Origin of the sequence: Diaphorobacter aerolatus, assembly GCF_014489535.1 — a bacterium.
Taxonomy (GTDB): Bacteria; Pseudomonadota; Gammaproteobacteria; order Burkholderiales; family Burkholderiaceae_C; genus Diaphorobacter_A; species Diaphorobacter_A aerolatus.
Genome location: NZ_CP060783.1, coordinates 3218221 through 3238040 on the forward strand (window position 1 = coordinate 3218221; position 19820 = coordinate 3238040).

Sequence of the window (19820 nt, forward strand, 5' to 3'; positions counted from 1 at the left end):
CACACCCATATCGCGATGGGGCCGTTTCATCGCAACGCCCGGTCAGGAGTACTGCAGTCGAATAAATCCCTGATTCAGCTTCGAATCAAAAAATACATACAGCATCCCGCCCATAAATATTCCTTTCAATTCGGGGAATATTTTCTCGAAATACATCCCCGAAAATTGCGCGACGAACTCACTTCGCGAAAAATCGATTCTGTCTTGTAGCCAATTGGGGGATCCTCCCATCTTGTCTTCCAGATCCTCCGAGAACTCATCCTCATCCGTTTCAATGCTGGGGATTTTCTCGATCAACTTCGCAGAAATTTTTGGCAGCTCTTCGCAACTGCGCGGAGTTCCAACCGGGTGATGAATGACGCAACCTGCAGCGCCATGTCTTGCCAATCCGATAGGTATATCAACACTATTTTTCTCAAATGGGCAAAAAACTGACAACAAATGTCCCTCGGGTATTTTCACAGAGGTTTCTGAATTTAATAATTCCGAAGAGATGGAGCCGATGAAAATCATCTTTCGCCCGCCTTCATCTAATGGCCATTGAACAAGTGCGGGTAACAAAGGGTCACCACAGATTCGATTTAACGCCAGTGCATTAGCTGGAGTTTCGTACTTAAAATATACTGGCATATTCGCCTTGAATCACCTGGATGGACCAAATCGCCGCCTTCATCGAGGGATGGTCTGAATCGAGATATCTATTCAGATTGGACTCCGCCAAGCATCGCACTTGGATTTGGAGATCGCGAATGAATATTTCAAGGTGAGCACCTTAATTCATACTTTAGTCTTGCACTCTATTGCTGCAAGAGTGAAGATCTTATAAAAATCCAACGCTCCCACCTCTCCCAGTGATTTCTTAAAGTCATGGGGTCCTATGACTCCGTAAGGCACTCTGACATCTGGTTTGTAGAAAGTCTCCAGCCACATTAAAGCTTTTTTTGATAAATCAATAGGTAATTCTTTGCGAACTAGGTCTTTTATTCTTTCATAAAAATAACCAGTTAGTTCGGAAATACAATTTTCTTCAATCGGCGGTGGTATAACTTTATCCAGATAGCAATAATTGCCAAATTGGCACCTAACTAGAGATGCATTAGAAAAATCAACCAAATCCATTCGATTGGCGACTTCGTGGGGTTCGATTTTCTTATAAATTTCCTTTTGTAGATCTACAACTTCTATTTGATCATGTCCAAAAAAAGAACAATCATTCAACATGCCTGAGAACGATGTTTGACTTATTGGCGATGACCCAAATCTGATGCCGGTCATTTCCCCTTCGAAAGAGCAATTGTTGATCTTTTTCACATTGAATGAAAAGTCATCTCGTGCATTTATTTTTTTAAAATCTACGTTTTTAAATATTGATTTCGTAAAATTAATATTTTTGAAGCTACACCCGTCAAATGTGCACTCCTCAATACTAACCCCATCAAGTCTGATATCGCCTATGAATTTCACATCTACAAACAAGCAATTTCTTAGAGTCCCTTCTTTCAGGTCAAATCCGGTCCAACTCCCCCGGAGAAATCAACATCAAATATATCCGTTTCGTGCGTGCTATTTTCCCATCCGCCGCCCATCACCAATGGTGTTGAGCTTAACGAAATGCCTCTGAAATCAACAAGACCTTGAGTAGTTAGGCCAAATGGTGATTTTTTAAATCCTTCCGTCTTCCGGAAGATTTCATCTGAGTGATTGAAGATTTCCCAGCGTTTTTTTAGGTCATTTTTTCTCATGTCATCGTCTCGACGGGAAACGCTGGACACCCGTTCCTGGCTTCGGTGCAGTGCGGTGCGACGATTTGCACAAGCACCTCCCACGGAACCACCTTGTCCATCTCTTCGAGAAAATCGCGCTTGCGAGTCTCCTTGGTCGACAGGTTCAAGCCCAGACTGATTTGCTTCATTTGGCGATGATCGCAGAATTGTGGTGATGGTGACGGCCTTCAGCGGGAGTTTTGCAGGTTTTCCCTAATAATTTCCATTATCATTGTCTGCTGCGGCAAGCCATGCAGTACCTTGCCTGATGTCAATTTTTGATAATAGCTTTTCGGTCACTTTTTTTGCGTACTGAACGTTAACGCCCGGTCGACAAATGCTGAACCATGCCTCGACATAGTTTTCATCTAGAATGTATTGAGACACCATTCTTTCGAGATCAACCTGTGAAATATTTTCGACTAGCCAAGGGAGTTTTCTGTCGAAAAAATGATCTTCGTAGTTTTGAGAATTATAGTAATTGGCTTCATACAAGCAAGTATTGTTAGCGCCCCTTGATGGAAAAACACCTGTGTAATTTGTGTTGAGCTTATTGTGAAATTTTGCAGGAACCCTATTTTTGTAGGAGTCAAGACTTAACAGAACGTCATCCAATATGCTGCTTTTTTCCGCCGCAGCGCGAAGATCGGCTATTTTTGTTGTAGATAGAGTGTTGATAAGATTAGTCACCGCAGCGGAAATAATTGTCTCATCTCCTGTTGCTATCACATCCTCGGCGGCCAAAAAATCGACGAATTGAATTTCCGATTCTGATATCTCTACACAATAGCCGCGTTCCAAGTAAAGTGCGGCAAAATATGGTGTGCGCTTTGTCTCTGTTGGGTGATTGACTACCCCATAGCTGACAATGTCATGTTCTGCATGGCAAATAGGCACAAAGAAAGGAGGCCATGGATAATAATTATCCAAGTTTAATATCGGTAAAAAAATTTCAGGAAGTGCAATATTGCCTTCTGCCAAATTCTGAATTCCGTCGCTAAATCCTAGTTCTTTCAAGGACTGGACGTATAAATTCAATGATTTTTTTGGGTTCATTTTAAATGGGATGTGCAAGAACGGAAAGATCGATCCTGTGCTGGCTATGTATAGGGCTTTTCCAGATTTGCATGGATTCGATGTGGTGCGCCTATGTGCCTCAGCGTGTCCAAGGCAATGCACCGTGCATCGAGGAACCTCTTAGCCCCTCCGAAGTCTCGATATATCACTTCCTACCCCGTCGGTTTTGTAGGAAATTGAAGTTTTGAGAGGGCTACCATGGTGGGCGCATACGGACCGGCCAATCGCGTCTCTTGCAAGGTATCTTTCAAGTCGCTGAATCGCTGTATGAATGCCATTTTCCAGTTTGATTCAACGTCGCCAATTTTTCTGCAAGTTTGACTCACTTTTTTTAAGCCGCGTACCTTTGCAGAAAAATATCCAGAACAGATCCATTGTTTAGCATCTTTGCAGAATAGTTTTCCAAGTCCTCTGCATCGTCATCATCTGTCACAGTTACAAACAACAAAAAGTCAGTACACCCTCAAAACAGTCGGAATTTTTTAACAACAATAGCGCATTAATCATACTGCTGTGCATTTGTTTTTTAAACTCTTCAAAAACACCTTTTTCCGCAGCCTGAAGGCTTTGCGCTCGTAATTTTTTATTAACACCGTTTAATTTTTCATCTCCTCCAATCTCAAACTTCCATTCACTTGTACTCCACTTGTAGTAAGCCAAATCCATGGGGTCGTTCACGTTTTCAGAGGCTATTTTTTCCTCATACGCTTCAAGAGTATTCGCAGCAGGAATTACGGTAAAACAATCACTGTCTGTATATAATGCAAACGCATAGAATTTTGAATCCTTGTTTTCATTCATTACTTTTGAAAATAGACGTTTCGCAGCCTGAAAAACATCCGTCTCAAATTCATTCCAATCCATATTTAAATCTCCTATATTTCATTTAAGGTGTAAAAACTTCTGCGCCTATTCGCTTTAACTCAGCGATCATAGCAAGCTTTCCGCATTCACTTTTTGGATCTACTCCTTGCGATTCCAATTTTTTATGAGCCTCCTCCAGTTTCTTCGCGACTGCTTCCGCATTTTCAATTGAATGAGCTCGATTGGGTGCCCACATTAAAGCTTCTACGTCATTTACCGGATCAATTCCATATGCGCCCACTACGGATCGACTTCTACCTAAGGCGGCTCTCATTTTTGGAGAACGACTAAAGGCGCCCTTGTAAATAATATGATGCCCATGTGGATCGTCATTTTCCATACCCTTAGGTATTGGTATGCCTGCTTTTAGAAGCAGTTGCCCCAGCAGCCTACCAGACCAAGTGGGTCAATCCAGCCTGTTGGGTTTGTCGGGTAAATATATAGATTTTGCGCACCTAGCAACCCAATTGGATCCTGACTAACAAACCGCCCCACATCAGGATCGTAGTACCTGAACCGGTTGTAATGCAGCCCCGTTTCTTCATCAAAATACTGTCCTTGAAATCTCAGGTTCTGCTCAACGCGCTCATCCAACGGGTCGGCTCGATATTGCACGATTTCAGTGGCCCGTTCCTGCACCACCCGCAGCGTATTTCCCCAAGCCTGATAGGTCGCGCTCCATAGTGCGTTCCCTTGCTCTCCGCTCAATTCTCGTGGTGTTCCGAGATGATCGTTATGGTAGTAACGCACCTTCCAATCTTCGAGCCGCACCACTTTGTCTGCTTGGGGGACTGGCAATCCAGAAGGATCGTGGGCCTCCTTCTCATCATTTGCAGCCATGGCGGCTGGCCGGCTTTGTCCCGTCTGCCCAGCGGTGACGCGAAGCGCGTTTCGCATGTCTTCTTCAAACGCCTGGCGAGTTTGCCGGGGCTGCCAATCCGCTTCGTCGCCTTCGTTGAGTGCACCTGATTGGATTGCACGGAGTTCCGCGGGATTTTCCTGGGCTGATGCCCGATCTTCAACGCACACCTGTGCCAAGGGCGCAAAGCTGTCTGCTTCGTATAGGTACAGAGTCTGCTGCGAGCCTTTTTGCTCTGCCAGCAACCGGTTGCCGTCCCATTCGAATAGCGTGCTTGCGAAAATGCCCTGCTTCTCCAGCCGCCGCCCAAACGCGTCATAGCGGTAGTTCGTCTGCGTCTGCACGGGCTTTCCGGTATGGGCCGCCTTGGTCACTTTGGCACTTTGCAGTTGATGTTCCACGTCCCATTCAAAGCGCATCACCGTGTGCTTGCCGATCTTCTTTTCGATCAGGTTGCCATGAGTGTCGTAGCTGAATCGTTTGTCTTCGAACACCTCAAGCCGGTTGTCCTTGATGAAGCCATTGCTGCCTCCTGCTTCACCTTGCCGACCGCTCACGGGCAGCATGTTGTGTGCGGGGTCAAACGCAAAGCGCTCGTCCAACTGAGGCTGCATTGCGGCCAGGATTCGCCCTATCCTGTCGTATCGGTACTGCGTGGCTCCATTGCGGCTGTCATGGATGGTCTGCAGATTTCCTGCAAGGTCGTACTGGTAGCGGCGACCCAGCACCAGGGCCTCTGCTGGTATGGAGCGTTGTGCACCCGCCTGCGGATCGATCTCATCTCCCAGGGCTTGCCATGCTCCCGGTCGTGCTGCACCCGCGTTCAGCGCATCGCCATCTGATGGCGATGCATGCCATGTGGCCTGTGCAGTGAGGCGGCCCACGGCATCGTAACCGTAGCGACTTTGCAATTGCCCTTGCGTGCGCCGAATCTCCCGGTGCAAACCATCGCGCTCCATATCACTGATGATTCGACCGTCAATATTGATCTGGTGAAGGTGGCCTGATCCGTAATACAACCAGTTGATTCGCCTGCCGTCGGGCAGGGCGGTTTGCGTGCGGTTGCCCAGCGCATCGTATTGGTGCTGCAAACGGTGCGCCAGTCCTTGACCGGTGCGGGCCTCTTCCACGACCTGACTCAGCAAATCGTAGGCCAGCGTCGTGCGACTGCCTCCGTCATTGATCGCCTCCGTCAGGCGGCCCCGCACGTCGTAGGCGTAGCGGGTCACCTTGAATTGCGGTCGCGCTGATCCATTCAGGCTGAGCGTCTTTCCGGCCACTTCCTTCGCCAGAAGACGGCCTGCCGCGTCACGCTGATATCGCGTGTGAATGGCATATCCCGGCGGTGCCATGAGGGGGCCGTCTCGTCAGCAAGGCCCAATCCCCATGGATCGTCCATGGTGGGCGTCGTGCGTTGTGCAGGAACGGACGCATCGCCCGAGCCGCCCACTTGCGCCTCTCGTTCAAGGCGTTTTTCAAGTCGCTGGGCGGCGGTAAGGCAGCCGTTTTCCAATTTGGCGAGAATCAGCCCAGTCCGGTCGTAGCGGTACTGCGTATTGCGTCCGTCGAAACCAGTTTCTTCAGTAAGCCGATCGAGCACGTCATAACTGAAGTCGTAACTCGCATTGTTCTCGTTGTGGAGCGTTAAGAGGCGCAGTGCCTCGTCGTATTCGTATCGTAGTTCACCGCCTTCGGCATTGCGCCTTGCTAGCGGACGGCCATCGGGACTTAAGGTGTACTCGGTGATATTGCCTAGCGGGTCTGCATACGCGATGAGCCTGTCGGCGGCGTCATAAGCAAAACGCTCAACGCCCCCATCTGCATGGGTAACAGCTGCGAGAGTTCCCGTTTCGTTGTAGCTATAGCGCACGGCGTTGCCCAGTGCATCAATCACGCTGGTCAACTGGCCCATACGTCGTAGGTATAGTTCGTGGGCTGGTTCGAGCAGTCCACATACTGAATCAACTGACCCGACTGGTTGTAGCGCAGCAGTTTGGATTTGCCCAGCGCATCCACAACGGTGATCGGCAAGCCACGCTGATCCAGGGCGTAGCGAGTGACATGGCCTAGTGCATCGGTTGCTTTGACGAGGTTGCCCACTTCATCATATTGATATTCGGTTTTCGCTCCATCGGCTAACGTCACCTCTGTAGGCAACCCCAACTTTGAGTCGTATCCAATGCTGATTGTGTTCAGGTCCAACAGTGACGCATTGGGCTCTTGTACGCGAGTCAATCGACCCTTGTCGTCGTATGCGTACCTGGTCGTGCGTCCTGCGGGATCTGTCACACCGATCAGATTTCCAAATCCATCGAGCTTGCGCTCTGTAAAACCTCCCGCGGCATCGGTGGTACCTGTCCACTCCTTGAACTCGTTGAAGTGATACAACTCGACTCGCCCAAGGTTGTCGGTCACTTGCGTGTGGTGCTTGAAATACTCGAACGCAAACGATTCGCCCGTGCTTATTTCTGAACGCAGTACCTTGCCTTTGGGAGAATCGATACTGTAGTGATAACGAGCGGCCACTCCAGGCACGCTGTGCGCAACAAGAATGTGGTTTCGATATTCAAACTGCCGCGCCACTCGCCCCACACGATCCAGCACAGCGACCAAATCGCCCTGATCATCATATTGATAGGCTACCAAAGGCCGGTGTTGAGCCTTGTTGCCTACAAAGTCAACCCAACTGATGGCAGTCAACCTGCGAAGGGGTTTGACGGCACGTTGCGTTGCAACGCCAACGTCATCGAACCGTAGCACCAATGTACGTCCGGCGCTGTCGGTGATATGAGTGGGTTCGCCCAATTCGTTGTGAACAAGGCTTACCGCATTGCCGTTACGGTCCTCCATGGCAGACATCGCAAAACGGCGTAAGGTACGCCTCGGTGCTAACGGCAGTTCCGTGAAAGTCAGTTTGACTTCTGCATTGGTTCCCTCCAGCGTCAGGCGACCGTCATCCAGCATCCGGAGCACGATCTGCTCATATCGATTGAGTTGCGATTGTCCTGGTGTGAGATAAGAAAACTTGATATCGCGACCGAACTCGTCGACAAGGACGAAGATGATGCCTTTTTGCGTGCGCTTCTCCACCACATGTGCACTGAAGGGCACTGACCAACCTTGTCCCAGCCACCCCGCATGCCCGTTGTTGGACACATAGGTTCTTTGCCAGGGCAACGGTAGCGGCGCCGGTAAATTGAAATCCATGTCCTCGCCGCCCGCGAGCACTTTGACGCCGAGGACGGGATTTACCGGCCTCTTTCCCACGACGGGGCACAACGGGCACTGCGGATTGCGTTTGTTTCCCGGCGTTCCCGAATCGTCTGAAGTCGGAGTTCTAGGCTTGCTTGGATGATCATTTCCTCCGACCTCCTTGCGATCCTTCTTGTATTTCTTCATTTTGCGGATCATTTCCGCAAGGCTGTCTCCTTTGGATATGCCCATCTTGGTCATCATTTCCGCGGCCTTGGTTGCTCCTTGCGCTGCCTTTCCGGCTACGGCTCCTCCGGCCATCGTCAGCGCAATCGTTGTCGCAACCTGTCCGAGCAAATAGCCGATCGCCTCGCATCCCTTTCCATCTTTGACCATCTGCTCGAGCTTCTGCGCTACTGAGCACAATGCGTCCTGCAGCATGTCGCCTGCGAACTCCAGCAGGTCGTCCATGGTGATCGAGCCATCCGACAAACCTTTGACCAATTCGGCAACTTGCTTGCCGGCCTCGTAGGCCTGCTGGCCATACTTCTTCAGCTCGCTCGCAGCGCTTTGTATGGAACCTACAGGGTCAGAAAAAAAGCTCGTGATCCCACCCCAGATGCTTCCCAGCATGTCGCCTGCTGCCTTCGCGTCCCCGGAGATGGATCCCCAGGCACCGCCCAACACTTCCTTGCCACATCCTCCAGGGTCCGCCTTCATCTTGTCGACGGTTGAAATGCCGAGCGCTGAAAGATTGGTCTGAAGCTGCTCCCAACAGGCCTTGTCCGCTATGGCAACATCGGGGTTAACATTGGTATAGACCTTCGCTGGCGCGTTTCGCTTATTGATCCAGCCTTTGTGACCATCAAATACCGCGCCGCTGCCACTGATCACCAGAGTGTTCGACCATTCACTTGGCTCGAATTCCTCCATATAGGTGCCGCTCTTGACGCCACCGCCACGCCCCAACTCTCCGCGCACGCTGACGGGAGCACGTGATCGAGCAATAAAATAGTCGTTGCCGCGTCCTTCCGAGTTGGGCGCTGTTTTCACCGACAAATTGAAATAGGCAATCGTCCAATATGGAACCGGGGTTCCTTTATTTGGTTTGGCCGGTGTGTACTTCCAGTCCGGGGCTTTCGCCATCGCGTAGTGCTCGACGCGCTTTTCCGCTTGCTCGGGTTTTCCCATGTCAACGCTCCATCACGCTCAAACTTGCCTGGCTCCATTCGGCGCTCGGCGTGGTCAGAGACCATACGAGTGAAACAACAGCGGTATCCAGATCTATATGCACGGAGGCTAGATCCATGGGAAATGCCAGCACGATGTTGTCATGATCTACCATGAGCGCGGTGGCCTTGTAGTTCGGCAGCTTGAAAGTGCGAACTTTGCCGAATAAACCGGAGATGGCTACCGCCTCGTTGCCCTTGAGAAAACCATCCGCCTGCTGATCGTCCGGCGCGCAGTTGAAATACCGAAGATCAAAATCTTTGGGCAAGTGCGGAAGCACATTTTTTTCCCAATGCGCATCGGTAGTGCCAATGCGTTTCAGTCTCGGTGCCCAATGCCCGGGAATGGGTCCAAATCCGGCGGTTTCGCAGTGCCGGGACCCGGGTAGTTGCGGAAGACGCTCAGTTCGGCTGAGTATCTGGGGTCCAGGATAGATCTCATCCTTGTTGGGTCTGGTCTTTCCGAAATAGCCTCTCCCCACAGGGTTCCATGGCCAACTGTCACGAGGCTTTTCAGGCGGAGTCACGATCTCACCACCATATGCGTATTCATAAAGTAGGCGAACGCTGCTGGCGGGTGAAATATCACTCAGCTCCCAACCTCGGATGGCGCGGTGCTGCCATTGCCGCTCGCCCGTGATCTGGAGCGCTTTGTATAGCGAACCAACCTTGATCTCCGCCAGCCAACGCTCGGCCACGCCCCCATCTGGAGCGTGTGCGTGGCCAGACAGAAGAACATCCGTGCGCTGGCGGTACGGCACGATATCCGAGGCAAGAACCATCCCCGATTTAATTGGCTCGCCCACAAACTCATCGTTCAGCAACATGGGCTGTTGCTCTTCTTGCAAGACCAACCCTTCCCCTACCAGCTCAAAACTGGCTTTCACGGAAAGACAAAAATACTCTCGGGAATCATAGAGTTCTGTATCAAATCCGAACGCGGGGAAATCTGTTTCATTGATCAGGGCGATCGCCATATGTACCCCGACCTTTATTTATTCAGGTGAACGATCTCACCGTCCACGTGAACAACAGTGGAACCGGCGATTTTTATCTTCACGCCTGTCATCGTGATCGTCCCATTCTTGTGCAGCGTGATCGAAGACTGGCCGCACAGCAGGCTCATTTCATCGCCGGCTTGGCTGACCATGGTCGTGCCCGCATCCATGTTCACTGTTTTGCCGGAACTCACCGAATAGGCGGTACCGACAGTTGTGGAAAATTTCACGCCCACATTGTGCATATGGGTGAAGCCCACGTTACTCATCCACGCCGCGCCCACATTCAGGTTGTATGCGGCACCAATGTTGGTCATCTGAGCGATTCCCACACTCTTGATGCTTGTAAGACCGATCGTTTCCATCTTGTTGGAGCCCACGCTCAAATTCTGATTGACCCCAATCTTCACTTTTTCGTTCTTGCCCACCGACTCTGTACGATTGACACCCACAGTAATTTTTTCGTTGAGATCTACGGTTTCGGTACGGTTCTGGTGAATAGTGATCTTCTCGTTTAAGTCAACCGTTTCGGTTCGATTTTGATGAATCGTGATGGTCTCGTTTTGATCAACCGTCTCCGTCCGATTTTGGTGAATCGTTATGGTTTCGTTCTGATCAACCGTCTCTGTCCGGTTCTTGTGGATCACATTGGTTTCGTTACCATCCACCGTTTTCCTGCGGTCATTACCAACCCATTTATCCTCATCATTTTCGACCTCGGTGAGTTGGTCTTTCTGGGCATGCAGCCACAGTTGCTCCGCCCCTTTCTTGTCCTCAAAGCGAATCGCATTGGCATCGCCCGCACCATCCCTCATCCCTGGGCCACCGGCACCTCCCATGCTCGACCGGCTCTTGATGCCTGACTGTGTCTTGTTACCAGGCAATTCCCACGGAGGCATTTGCAGCGCGTTGTAGACCCGCCCGGTAATGATCGGGTAGTCCGGATCACCGTTCAAAAAATCCACGATCACTTCCTGCCCGATGCGCGGGATGTGCATGGAGCCGTAGTTCGCGCCCGCCCACGTTTGAGACACGCGAATCCAGCAGCTCGAGTTCTCGTCCTTCTGCCCATAGCGGTCCCAGTGGAACTGCACCTTCACGCGGCCATACGGGTCGGTGTAGATTTCTTCGCCTGCTGGCCCCGTGACGACGGCTGTCTGCGGCCCCGTGGTGTGGGGCTTGGGAGCCATGCGCTGGCTGCGATACGGAACCGATTTGGGGATGACGCTGAAGCTGATGCGGTACGTGGTCGGGCTGTCGATGCCCGCGCGCTTGGCAGCGCCCGAACCTCCTGCTCCATCGCTTCGGCGCACGTTCTCTTCAAAGCGGTAATACGCCGACTCGATCAGATATTCCTTGTTCTGGTCGGCTCTCGGATATTTGCTGAAGGTGAACAGGTAGCCTGGTGCGATGTTGCGCGCGTTGCCCTCACCCTGCGCGACTTCTCGCTGCGCATTCTGTTGCTCGATACGCACGCGAGCGTAGTTCTCGCCATCGCCCGCATCGGTGTAGCCACCGGGCCAGTCATAGAGTTCGCGACTGTCCTCGGGGTGGCCTGCGGGCTGCTGCTGGCGGGTTTCGAGCAAGGCCTTGGGCTTCTCGAAATCGTAGTCGTTGGCAACGAAGTGACCCGAGGCGATGTCTTCGGCAAAGCGCCAATCGTCGACTACATCGGCGTCGTGAATGTGCGCAGCCCGGTTGCCGGGGTAATAGGAAATGGTGGTCGGTCCGTTGGGAAGAGGGCCGTGGCTTCCGATGTCGTCCGCGAGCACCAGGGTGTGGCTGCCCTGCTGATGCTGGTAGAAGGTGTAAATTCCCTCCTGCTCCATGATGCGCGAGACAAAATTGAAGTCTGTCTCGCCATATTGGACAAGATAAGGCCACTCCCTATAGGTGCCGGTCAGCCTGTCTTCAACGGAGAAGCCGTACTTGCCCAGTACTTCTTTGATGATGTCCGGAGCCTTCTTGAACTGGAATATCTTGAAGTCCGAGCGACGTGTCGCATGCCAGAGCCAGGGGCGCAGCACGGCTTCAAATGCGTTGAAGTCACCATCCTTCCCGATGTAGGAAAACTGGGTCACCTGCCCAGAGAGAAACCGCTTGTCGCTGCCCGCCGACTCGGTCGTGAGATCGATCTCGATGCTCATGTCCTTGCCCAGCAGGCTCTTGGCCGCGATTGCCTGAGACTCACTGATCAGTCGCACCCGGAATTCGAACAATCGCGAGATCTGCTCGCTTCCCTCCAGTGAGCGAAACTCCAATTGACCACCCAGTGAGCTATGAGCGATAAAAGTCCGATTCGCCATTAGATTTACCTCAATATTTTTAAATCCGATTGATTTTAAACATCATAAATCGGGATTCTGTGACAAAAAAAGCGCCAGAATCCGCCAGCAGCAGCACATCTTGATAGGTCCTGCGCTGTATCGTCCAGTTTTTTGTTGCTTATGCCCCAGGCGACTGCCAAGCGTAGCCCTACGATCCAGGCATTGGGCAGTTCGAGGCGTGGCTGCTCGTTTCGACCGTGGCACTTGTCCTATGGTCAATTCAGAAACGAAGCATTAGCATGGATCATCCCGTTTGACTCATTCGGACTCGCTGCGCAAGGCGCATCGGTCCCCAAGGAGCGAACCATGATCGAGCCGCCACAGATCACCGACCTTGCGCTCCATCGCGCGACGGCCATCATCCATGTGCGTTGCACACGCGAAGAAATCCAGCATGTCATGGGCCGTGGCGTTCGTGAGTTGCTTGACGCCGTGCAGGCCCAAGGTGCCAGGCCGATTTCTGCGCTCTACACACACCACCTTTGCCGCCCCACGGATCGTTTTGATTTCGAAATCGGCGTGCCCGTCGATCAGCCGGTCCGTGCCTGCGGGCGCATGCGTCCTGCCGTGTGGCCGGCCATGCATGTGGCGCGCACCGTTCACTGCGGGCGCTATGAGGATTTGCCGCGCTCCTGGGGCAGTTCAAGCGCTGGATCGGGTCGCGGGGTCTGGTGATCTCGTCGGACCTTTGGGAATGCTACGTGAGCGGACCCGAGCGCGGATCGGACGCGCGCAGGTGGCGCACCGAATTGATCCAGCCGCTTCTGGGATCCTCCTCCTTGCCTGCCTGATCGCGCTTCGCGGAGCTTTCACACCTCGGCGACGGCGAACTGCCCCGAGAGAAAGTCCACCACGGCGCGCACTCGCGGAGCCTGCAGGCGACCGTGCGGATAGAGCAGGTAGAAGCGGTCTTCTTCCGTGCGCTCCTGAAAATCCGTCAGCAACGCAACGAGCCTCCCGGCCTCGAGATCGGCGGCGATGTGGAAGTGCGCGAGCCGCACCACACCGAGTCCGAGTAGCGCCAGCGTGCGCAGAAGCTCGCCCTGATTCGAGCCGATGTGATTGGGGATGTCGATGGTCTTGAGACCGCTTTCGTCATGAAAGGTCCAGCGATTCCACTGCGTGCGGATGCTGAAGTTCAGGCAGCGGTGCGCGAGCAGGTCTTCGGGACGCTGCGGTTGTCCGAAACGTTGCAGATAGTCGGGTGCGGCGGCGATCACCCAGGGCCGCAGCATCAAAGGTCGCCCCACCAGTGTGAGTTCGGTGGGACGGCCGCTGTGAATGGCGACGTCAAGGCCCTGCCGCACGAAATCCGCGCGTTCGGTGCCGAGCACGAAATCCAGTCGCAGCCGGGGATGCTTGTCCAGAAGCAGCGGCAGTTTCGGCGCAATCAGGTACTTGGCCGTGGTGAGCGCCGTGTGGATGCGCACCACGCCCGAGATGTCGGCATCGGCCACGTGGATCGCATCCTCGGCGTCCGTCATCGCCTGCACGACCTGTTCGCCGGCGGCACGAAATCGCTCGCCTTCGAGCGTGAGGCGAATGCTGCCCGCGATGCGCTCGAAGAGGCGTGCGGACAACCGTGCCTCAAGTCGCGCAATCAGCTTGCTGACCGCGGACGGCGTGAGTTCCAGTTTGCGTCCGGCAGCAGAAAAGCTGCCTTGCTCCACGACGGCCAGAAACACCGACAGTTCCGCATATTTGTCCATGGTGTGAAGGATAGATGTGAATTGAATTCACAGCCACTGTTCTTGGGTGCGCATTGTTGAACAATGGCGCGCTGTTCAAAATCGACGCACACCTCCATGGAGACAACATCGATGAGTGAATCAACGAACAGCAAGCGGCTGCGTATCGGCTCGGGCGCAGCCTGGTGGGGCGATCGCGTGGAGCCCGCAGGGCTGAATGCGGAAAAGGGCGATCTCGACTATCTGTGTTTCGAGACCATGGCCGAGGCCACCGTGTCGGCCGCGCAGGTGCGGGCGCGGCGCGACCCCTCCTTTCCGGGCTATGACACCTACCTCGATGATCGCATGCGCGCCGTGCTGCCCGGCTGCATACGGCGCGGCACGAAGATCATCTCGAACCAGGGCTGGATCAATCCGCAGGGTGCGGCCAAACGCATCGTGGAGTTGTTGCGCGAGTTGGGCATTGCGGGCGTGAAAGTGGCGGCGGTCAGCGGCAGCCTGATCACCGAGCGCGTGCTGTCGCTCGCGCCGACGATTCTCGAAAACGGCGAGCCCACCGGAACGCTCAAGGACACGCTGATTTCCGCCGAGGCCTACATGGGGCCGAGCCCATCGTGCAGGCCTTGAAAGACGGCGCGCAGATCGTGGTGACGGGACGCGTGGCGGATCCGTCGCTGTTCGTCGCGCCGATGATGTACGAGTTCGGTTGGGATGCGCTCGACCACGAAAAAATCGGTGCCGGCAGCGGCATTGGCCACCTCATGGAATGCGGCGCGCAGATCACCGGAGGCTACTTCTCGGATCCTGGGTTCAAGGACGTGCCCGAGCCCTGGAACTTTGCGTTTCCAATCGCCGAGGTCGAGGCCGATGGCAGCGTTGAAATTTCCAAGGTCGCGGGCTCGGGCGGCGCGATCACGCTGCAGACCGTGAAGGAGCAGATGCTCTATGAAGTGCACGATCCCGCCAACTACATCACGCCCGATGTGGTGGTGGATTTCAGCCAGGCCAGAATCGAGCAGATCGGCCCGGACCGGGTGCGCGTCACGGGCCTGACCGGCAAGCCGCGCACGCCCACGCTCAAGGTCTCGATGGGTTGCACCGAAGGCTTCATCGGCGAAGACATGTTCTTCTACGCAGGCCCGGGTGCGCTGCGCCGCGCGCAACTGGCAAAGAGGATTCTGGAGGAGCGCTTCAAGATCGTGAAGCTCGAGGCCGAGGACGTGCGCGTGGATTTTCTCGGCATCAACGCGATTCACGGCGCTGCGACACCGCTCGATGCACCCGAACCCTACGAAGTGGCGGTGCGGGTCGCCGCACGCACGAAGACGCGCGAAGAAGCGCTGAAAGTGGGCCGTGAGGTCGACGGCATGGCCGTCTCGGGCGTGGGCCACACGGGCAAGCGCGTGCCGCATCAGGATCGCACGCGCGAGGTGATCGGCGTGTGGTCATCGCTCGTCCCGCGCGAGCAGGTGAGTCCGCAGATCGAATTCTTCACGAGCTGAATCACGGAGTATTTGCACATGTCCACGCATCAGAAAGTCCGGCTGGAGCGCCTCGCGCACACACGCTCCGGCGACAAGGGCAACACCTCGAACATTGCCGTGTTCGCCTACGAACCGGCGCTCTACCCACTGCTCAAGGAGCAACTCACCGCAGAGCGCTTCAAGGCCTTTCATCGCACGGCGATCAGGGGGGAGGTGCTGCGCTACGAGGTCGACAATCTTCACGCGCTCAACTTCGTCGCGCATGGCGCGCTGGGCGGTGGCGTCTCGCGCAGCCTGTCGCTCGACAACTACGGCAAGGCGCTGTCCGCCGCGATTCTGGGTTACGAGATCGACGTGCCCGAAGCACTGCTGCCGCTGCTGAAAACGCGCCTGCCCGCGTGAACCTCATCATTCGAACAAGGAGACAAGACATGCTGAACATGCTCAACACCAAGCGGCACCTGCTCTGCCATGCCGCGCTCGCGCTGTGCGCGCTGGCAAGCTCTGCAAGCGTGTCGGCGCAGGCTGCGGTGGCCACCTACCCGAACAAGCCGGTGCGCATCATCGTGCCTTATCCGGCGGGCGGAACCACGGACATCATCGCGCGCATCGCGGCGAACCAGCTCACCGAGCGTTTGAAGCAGTCGTTCATCGTCGAGAACAAGGCCGGGGCAAGCGGCGCAATCGGCGCGCAGGCGGTCGCCCAGGCCGCGCCCGACGGCTACACGCTGGTAATGGCAACGGCCAGTTCGCACGGCATCAACTCGGCGTTGCAGAAGAATCTGCCGTATGACGCGGTAAAGGACTTCGCACCGATCACCGTGGTGGCCAACACGCCCAACATCATCATCGCCAACCCCGCAGTGCCGGTGAAGAATCTGCAGGAGCTGGTGGCGCTCGCCAGAAAGGAACCGGGCCAGATCAACTTCGGTTCCACCAGCGCGGGCGGTTCGCCCCACATGAGCGCGGAACTGCTCAAGATGATGGCCGGTATCGACATGACCCACGTGCCCTACAAGGGCGCGGCTCCGATGCTCACCGACCTGATCGGCGGGCAGGTGCAGATCGGCTTCGATAACCTGCCCTCGACCATCGGCTTCGTGAAGAGCGGCAAGGTGCGCGCGCTCGCGGTTACCACGGCCAGGCGTTGGCCCGGCGCGCCCGACATTCCCACGGTAGCGGAGAGCGGCGTGCCGGGCTATGAGGTTTCGGGCTGGTTTGGATTGCTTGCGCCAGCGGGCACGCCCAAGGATGTCGTGGACAAGATCCAGACCACGATTGCCGAAGCCGTGAAATCACCTGCCGTCGCCAAACAGTTGAATGATCTCGGTGCCGAGCCGGTCGCCAACAAGCCCGAGGCGTTTGCACAGGAGATCAGGGACGACGTCGAAAAATGGCGCAAGGTGGTGAAGACGACGGGCGTGAAGCTCGACTAGGGCCTGTTCACGCAACCTCGCGGGGTAGTGTGAACAGGGCTTACCCTCGCTGCGCATGGCATGAACGGCAATCGTAGAATCTCGCTCATGAACATCACCAAAGACACAGCCGTCACGCTGAACTACAAGATCACCGACCCGGTTACCGGCAAGCCGCTGGATGCGGGCGATGTGGCCTATCTGCATGGCGGATACGAAAACATTTTCCCCAAGGTCGAGGCCGCGCTCGAAGGTCAGGCAACGGGCTTCGCGACCTCGGTCGAACTGGCCGTGGGCGATGCCTTCGGTGAACGCGACGAGAGTCTGGTGCGCGCGATTCCGAAGAGCGAGTTTCCTGCGGGCGTGAAGGTCGGCGGCCAGCTTCAGGGCCCGGGCAGCGATGGCCACATGATGGTTTTCAACGTCATGAAGATCAAGGGTCCTGAAGTGCACCTCGACGGCAACCATCCGCTTGCGGGCAAGGCGCTGAAGTTCAGCGCCAAGGTCACGGAGGTGCGCGCGGCAACGCCCGAGGAAATCGCGCACAAGCACGTGCACGGCGGCCACGGCCATCACCATCACTGATTTTTTGCGCCGGGGCGGCGTGTGCGTCTCAGGCCGGAAGAGTCATCGCTGACGCAGCAGCGCACGGCGCAGGAGCCGGGACGCACGGTCGCGGATCTGAAACGGGCTGTGTCCGGGTAGCGGCTGCTGTTTGGCGCGCTCGCAGGCGATCAGAAAGTCGTCGAGGATTGGCCGCGCATCCAGGATGCTGTCATCGTGCGCGCGAAACTCCGGGTGCCATTGCGTGGCCGCGATGTAGCTGTGACCACGCGTGGGATGGCGGCGGATCGCCTCGGGTACCGCGTCGGGATAGCTCCAGGCCTCAATGTCGAAACCCGGGCAATCTGCTTGATGCCCTGGTGGTGGATGCTGTTGACCTTCACCTGTCCAAGGCCGGGATACATGCGCGCGAGCCGCGTGTTCGGCACGATTTCGACGTCGTGGAAATGCTGGTCATAGGTGACCGGATCGCGATGCAGCTGCGCGCCCGGGTGCTGGGTTTCGATGTCCTGATACAGCGTGCCGCCGAACGCCACGTTGATGAGCTGAAGTCCGCGGCACACGCCGAATATCGGCTTGCCGGCCTGCTCGAATGCCTCGACCAGCGCCAGATCGTAGAGGTCGCGGATACGGTCGCCGAGCCATGCATCCTTGAGCGGCTCCTCGCCGTAGCTGCCGGGCCAGACGTCGGCGCCACCATGCATCACGACGCCATCCAGCCACTCTGCATAGTGGTTGAGCGAGACGTCGCCGAGCGCGGTCTCTCCCGTCGGGCACGGCACCATCACCACCATGGCACCGGCCGACATGATCCAGTGCGCAATCGTCTGCTCGACGTATTGCAGCGTCTTGTTGGTGAACAGGGGCGATAGGGATCGGCATGCGAAAAGCAGGCAGACAGGCCGATTTTCAGGCGATGGGCGGAGCTGGGGCTGGTCATCGTTAACGGTTCTTTCCGACAGTGACTGGGATCAAGTCCACGCCTCTTTGTAACACGCATCCGGCACGACGGACGGCGCGCGCGTTCCATGCGCGGTGGTGCACTGTAGGCGTCCTTTGACAATGGCTGTCGGTAGGGAAAGCGAGAGCCGATCCCCCGTCGATTTGATGGATATCAAGCGCTATGCTGTCCACACTGGCATTATGAAGTTGTCCACACATTCATTAGTTCATGCGTTCATTCCGAATGACCGATCCACCAGTGAATGATCTGGATTGTTTTTTAGATACAGGAGAAGTTGATGCAAGTGCAAGTACATACCAACGACAAGATTCAGGGCGGTGAGTCCCTAGCTCAATGGGTACAGCAAGAAGTGTCCACCAAGCTGTCGCGCTTCAAGGAAAGCGTCACGCGCGTGGAAGTGTTCTTCTCCGATTCCGACGGCGCGGCCAAGGCTGGCGCGCAGGACAAGCGATGCGTGATCGAGGCGCGGCCCGCAGGGCGGCAGCCCGTGGCAGCCAATGCGGAGGCAGCGAAGGTGGCCGATGCGCTGACGGCGGCGCTCGACAAGCTGTTGCGGGGCTGGAGGCCGACCAGGGGCGGATCCGGGACAAGAACAGTCGCGAATCGATTCGCGATGTTGAGCAACCTTGATTCTCTGAATATTTCCTGTTCGGTTGATCGAACGCCCGGGTTTTTTATCCGGGCGTTTTTGTTTTGCGGGGCTCGGTTCCGGGGGCTGAGCGGAGATGGCCGGGATTGCGCCCGGCCACGCTTGCGGTAGAACTCGCTTCGATCAGAATGAACTGCCGGGGGTTTGCAGAAAGGCTTGTTCATCCTTGGTGCTTTCTCGGCCCAGCACGGCGTTGCGGTGGGGGTAGCGGCCGAAGCGCTGGACGATTTCGCGGTGGCGCTCGGCGAAGTCGAGGTTCACGGGATTGCCGAGCGCTGTGAATTGGCGGATGGATTCGTCCTGAACCATCAGTGATTCGCTGTGCATGAGCGGCATGTAGGTGAACGCGCGCTGGGCTTCGGTGAAGTCGCGGTCCAGACCGAGCGCGATGACTTCCTGGCTCAGCACGAGGGCCATGCCGTCCTGCGCAAAGGCTTTGGGCGTGTCGCGCCAGACGTTGCGCGAGAACTGGTCGAGCACGATGATTTCCGCGAGACGGCCCAGAGCATCGCCGCGCCATTTCCAGAGTTCACCGCGTGCGGCGATTTCAAGTACGGCGCCGAAGCGTTTGCGGATGGTGTCGTCGAACGCGGCGTCTTTGGTGAACCATTGCTGCGGTGTCGATTCCTCGAACCAGAAGCGGATCACGGTCTGGGCGGTGGGGTCGTGTGCTGGGGTCATGAGTGTCACTTTAGCGTGTTGAAGACCGGGAAGGCGATTCCTGGATTCTGAGCGATGAATGGGCAA

17 protein-coding genes and 4 pseudogenes are annotated in these 19820 nt (G+C 55.5%); 6 read left to right on the top strand and 15 right to left on the bottom strand.

The annotated features are described in order from the left end of the window. Positions 1-42: 42 nt before the first annotated feature. From H9K75_RS14940 to H9K75_RS14995, 12 genes and pseudogenes are all read right to left on the bottom strand, one after another. Positions 43-630, bottom strand: a complete 588-nt coding sequence (locus H9K75_RS14940) for a DUF1963 domain-containing protein (protein ID WP_187723220.1) — start codon at positions 628-630, stop codon at positions 43-45. Positions 631-777: 147 nt separating this feature from the next. Further along, the gene (locus tag H9K75_RS14945) at positions 778-1476 is read right to left on the bottom strand and encodes a pentapeptide repeat-containing protein (protein WP_187723221.1); all 699 of its coding nucleotides are present in this window, start codon (positions 1474-1476) and stop codon (positions 778-780) included. A gap of 23 nt (positions 1477-1499) precedes the next feature. Further along, the gene (locus H9K75_RS14950; RefSeq protein WP_187723222.1) at positions 1500-1742 is read right to left on the bottom strand and encodes a hypothetical protein; all 243 of its coding nucleotides are present in this window, start codon (positions 1740-1742) and stop codon (positions 1500-1502) included. A 2-nt stretch (positions 1743-1744) separates the two neighbouring features. Beyond that, positions 1745-1912 (bottom strand): annotated as a pseudogene (locus H9K75_RS14955) (IS5/IS1182 family transposase); the annotation flags it as partial. A gap of 64 nt (positions 1913-1976) precedes the next feature. Beyond that, a complete protein-coding gene (locus tag H9K75_RS14960; protein ID WP_226858239.1) occupies positions 1977-2837 on the bottom strand; it encodes a hypothetical protein in 861 nt (286 codons plus the stop codon). 438 nt (positions 2838-3275) lie between these two features. Continuing rightward, entirely contained in the window at positions 3276-3704 is a 429-nt protein-coding gene (locus H9K75_RS14965) for a DUF4303 domain-containing protein (protein ID WP_187723225.1), read from the bottom strand. A gap of 22 nt (positions 3705-3726) precedes the next feature. Next, entirely contained in the window at positions 3727-4044 is a 318-nt protein-coding gene (locus tag H9K75_RS14970; RefSeq protein ID WP_187723226.1) for a hypothetical protein, read from the bottom strand. A gap of 26 nt (positions 4045-4070) precedes the next feature. Further along, complete coding sequence (locus H9K75_RS14975; protein ID WP_226858241.1) at positions 4071-5792, bottom strand: RHS repeat-associated core domain-containing protein; 1722 nt, start codon at positions 5790-5792, stop codon at positions 4071-4073. 26 nt (positions 5793-5818) lie between these two features. Further along, positions 5819-6475, bottom strand: a complete 657-nt coding sequence (locus H9K75_RS14980; protein ID WP_187723228.1) for an RHS repeat protein — start codon at positions 6473-6475, stop codon at positions 5819-5821. After that, a complete protein-coding gene (locus H9K75_RS14985; RefSeq protein ID WP_187723229.1) occupies positions 6463-8946 on the bottom strand; it encodes a DUF6531 domain-containing protein in 2484 nt (827 codons plus the stop codon). Before H9K75_RS14985 ends, H9K75_RS14980 begins: the two co-directional genes overlap by 13 nt. A gap of 1 nt (position 8947) precedes the next feature. Next, the gene (locus tag H9K75_RS14990) at positions 8948-9961 is read right to left on the bottom strand and encodes a DUF2169 family type VI secretion system accessory protein (protein WP_187723230.1); all 1014 of its coding nucleotides are present in this window, start codon (positions 9959-9961) and stop codon (positions 8948-8950) included. 14 nt (positions 9962-9975) lie between these two features. After that, positions 9976-12288 (bottom strand): type VI secretion system Vgr family protein, encoded by a 2313-nt coding sequence (locus H9K75_RS14995; protein WP_187723231.1) that lies wholly within the window; start codon positions 12286-12288, stop codon positions 9976-9978. Between the two features lie 327 nt (positions 12289-12615). Between H9K75_RS14995 and H9K75_RS15000 the strand changes: the two genes are divergently transcribed. Beyond that, positions 12616-12984: a GyrI-like domain-containing protein gene (locus H9K75_RS15000; protein ID WP_226858243.1), complete on the top strand. Its 369-nt coding sequence runs from the start codon at positions 12616-12618 to the stop codon at positions 12982-12984. 134 nt (positions 12985-13118) lie between these two features. On the opposite strand, the gene H9K75_RS15005 is transcribed toward H9K75_RS15000, so the two are convergent. Further along, complete coding sequence (locus H9K75_RS15005; protein WP_187723232.1) at positions 13119-14018, bottom strand: LysR family transcriptional regulator; 900 nt, start codon at positions 14016-14018, stop codon at positions 13119-13121. A gap of 111 nt (positions 14019-14129) precedes the next feature. On the opposite strand from H9K75_RS15005, the pseudogene H9K75_RS15010 reads away from it, so the two are divergent. From H9K75_RS15010 to H9K75_RS15025, 4 genes and pseudogenes are all read left to right on the top strand, one after another. Beyond that, a pseudogene (locus tag H9K75_RS15010) lies at positions 14130-15499 on the top strand (acyclic terpene utilization AtuA family protein). 18 nt (positions 15500-15517) lie between these two features. Continuing rightward, on the top strand, positions 15518-15883 hold the full coding sequence (locus tag H9K75_RS15015; protein ID WP_187723233.1) for an AtuA-related protein: 366 nt from the start codon (positions 15518-15520) through the stop codon (positions 15881-15883). A gap of 29 nt (positions 15884-15912) precedes the next feature. Then, positions 15913-16917, top strand: a complete 1005-nt coding sequence (locus H9K75_RS15020) for a Bug family tripartite tricarboxylate transporter substrate binding protein (RefSeq protein WP_404826351.1) — start codon at positions 15913-15915, stop codon at positions 16915-16917. Positions 16918-17004: 87 nt separating this feature from the next. After that, on the top strand, positions 17005-17481 hold the full coding sequence (locus H9K75_RS15025; RefSeq protein ID WP_187723234.1) for an FKBP-type peptidyl-prolyl cis-trans isomerase: 477 nt from the start codon (positions 17005-17007) through the stop codon (positions 17479-17481). A gap of 42 nt (positions 17482-17523) precedes the next feature. On the opposite strand, the pseudogene H9K75_RS15030 reads toward H9K75_RS15025, so the two are convergent. Beyond that, positions 17524-18400 (bottom strand): annotated as a pseudogene (locus tag H9K75_RS15030) (gamma-glutamyl-gamma-aminobutyrate hydrolase family protein). Positions 18401-18701: 301 nt separating this feature from the next. On the opposite strand from H9K75_RS15030, the pseudogene H9K75_RS15035 reads away from it, so the two are divergent. Next, positions 18702-19054, top strand: a pseudogene (locus H9K75_RS15035) (HPF/RaiA family ribosome-associated protein). A 142-nt stretch (positions 19055-19196) separates the two neighbouring features. On the opposite strand, the gene H9K75_RS15040 reads toward H9K75_RS15035, so the two are convergent. After that, entirely contained in the window at positions 19197-19754 is a 558-nt protein-coding gene (locus H9K75_RS15040; protein ID WP_187723235.1) for a DUF924 family protein, read from the bottom strand. Positions 19755-19820: the final 66 nt, after the last annotated feature.

What these genes read in the sequence shown, in the direction of transcription:
- H9K75_RS14940 (WP_187723220.1), bottom strand. Translation starts at nt 630, where the DNA reads ATGCCAGTATATTTTAAGTACGAAACTCCAGCTAATGCACTGGCGTTA.
- H9K75_RS14950 (WP_187723222.1), bottom strand. Translation starts at nt 1,742, where the DNA reads ATGAGAAAAAATGACCTAAAAAAACGCTGGGAAATCTTCAATCACTCA.
- H9K75_RS14965 (WP_187723225.1), bottom strand. Translation starts at nt 3,704, where the DNA reads ATGGATTGGAATGAATTTGAGACGGATGTTTTTCAGGCTGCGAAACGT.
- H9K75_RS14970 (WP_187723226.1), bottom strand. Translation starts at nt 4,044, where the DNA reads ATGGAAAATGACGATCCACATGGGCATCATATTATTTACAAGGGCGCC.
- H9K75_RS14980 (WP_187723228.1), bottom strand. Translation starts at nt 6,475, where the DNA reads ATGGGCCAGTTGACCAGCGTGATTGATGCACTGGGCAACGCCGTGCGC.
- H9K75_RS14985 (WP_187723229.1), bottom strand. Translation starts at nt 8,946, where the DNA reads ATGGGAAAACCCGAGCAAGCGGAAAAGCGCGTCGAGCACTACGCGATG.
- H9K75_RS14990 (WP_187723230.1), bottom strand. Translation starts at nt 9,961, where the DNA reads ATGGCGATCGCCCTGATCAATGAAACAGATTTCCCCGCGTTCGGATTT.
- H9K75_RS14995 (WP_187723231.1), bottom strand. Translation starts at nt 12,288, where the DNA reads ATGGCGAATCGGACTTTTATCGCTCATAGCTCACTGGGTGGTCAATTG.
- H9K75_RS15000 (WP_226858243.1), top strand. Translation starts at nt 12,616, where the DNA reads ATGATCGAGCCGCCACAGATCACCGACCTTGCGCTCCATCGCGCGACG.
- H9K75_RS15005 (WP_187723232.1), bottom strand. Translation starts at nt 14,018, where the DNA reads ATGGACAAATATGCGGAACTGTCGGTGTTTCTGGCCGTCGTGGAGCAA.
- H9K75_RS15015 (WP_187723233.1), top strand. Translation starts at nt 15,518, where the DNA reads ATGTCCACGCATCAGAAAGTCCGGCTGGAGCGCCTCGCGCACACACGC.
- H9K75_RS15020 (WP_404826351.1), top strand. Translation starts at nt 15,913, where the DNA reads ATGCTGAACATGCTCAACACCAAGCGGCACCTGCTCTGCCATGCCGCG.
- H9K75_RS15025 (WP_187723234.1), top strand. Translation starts at nt 17,005, where the DNA reads ATGAACATCACCAAAGACACAGCCGTCACGCTGAACTACAAGATCACC.
- H9K75_RS15040 (WP_187723235.1), bottom strand. Translation starts at nt 19,754, where the DNA reads ATGACCCCAGCACACGACCCCACCGCCCAGACCGTGATCCGCTTCTGG.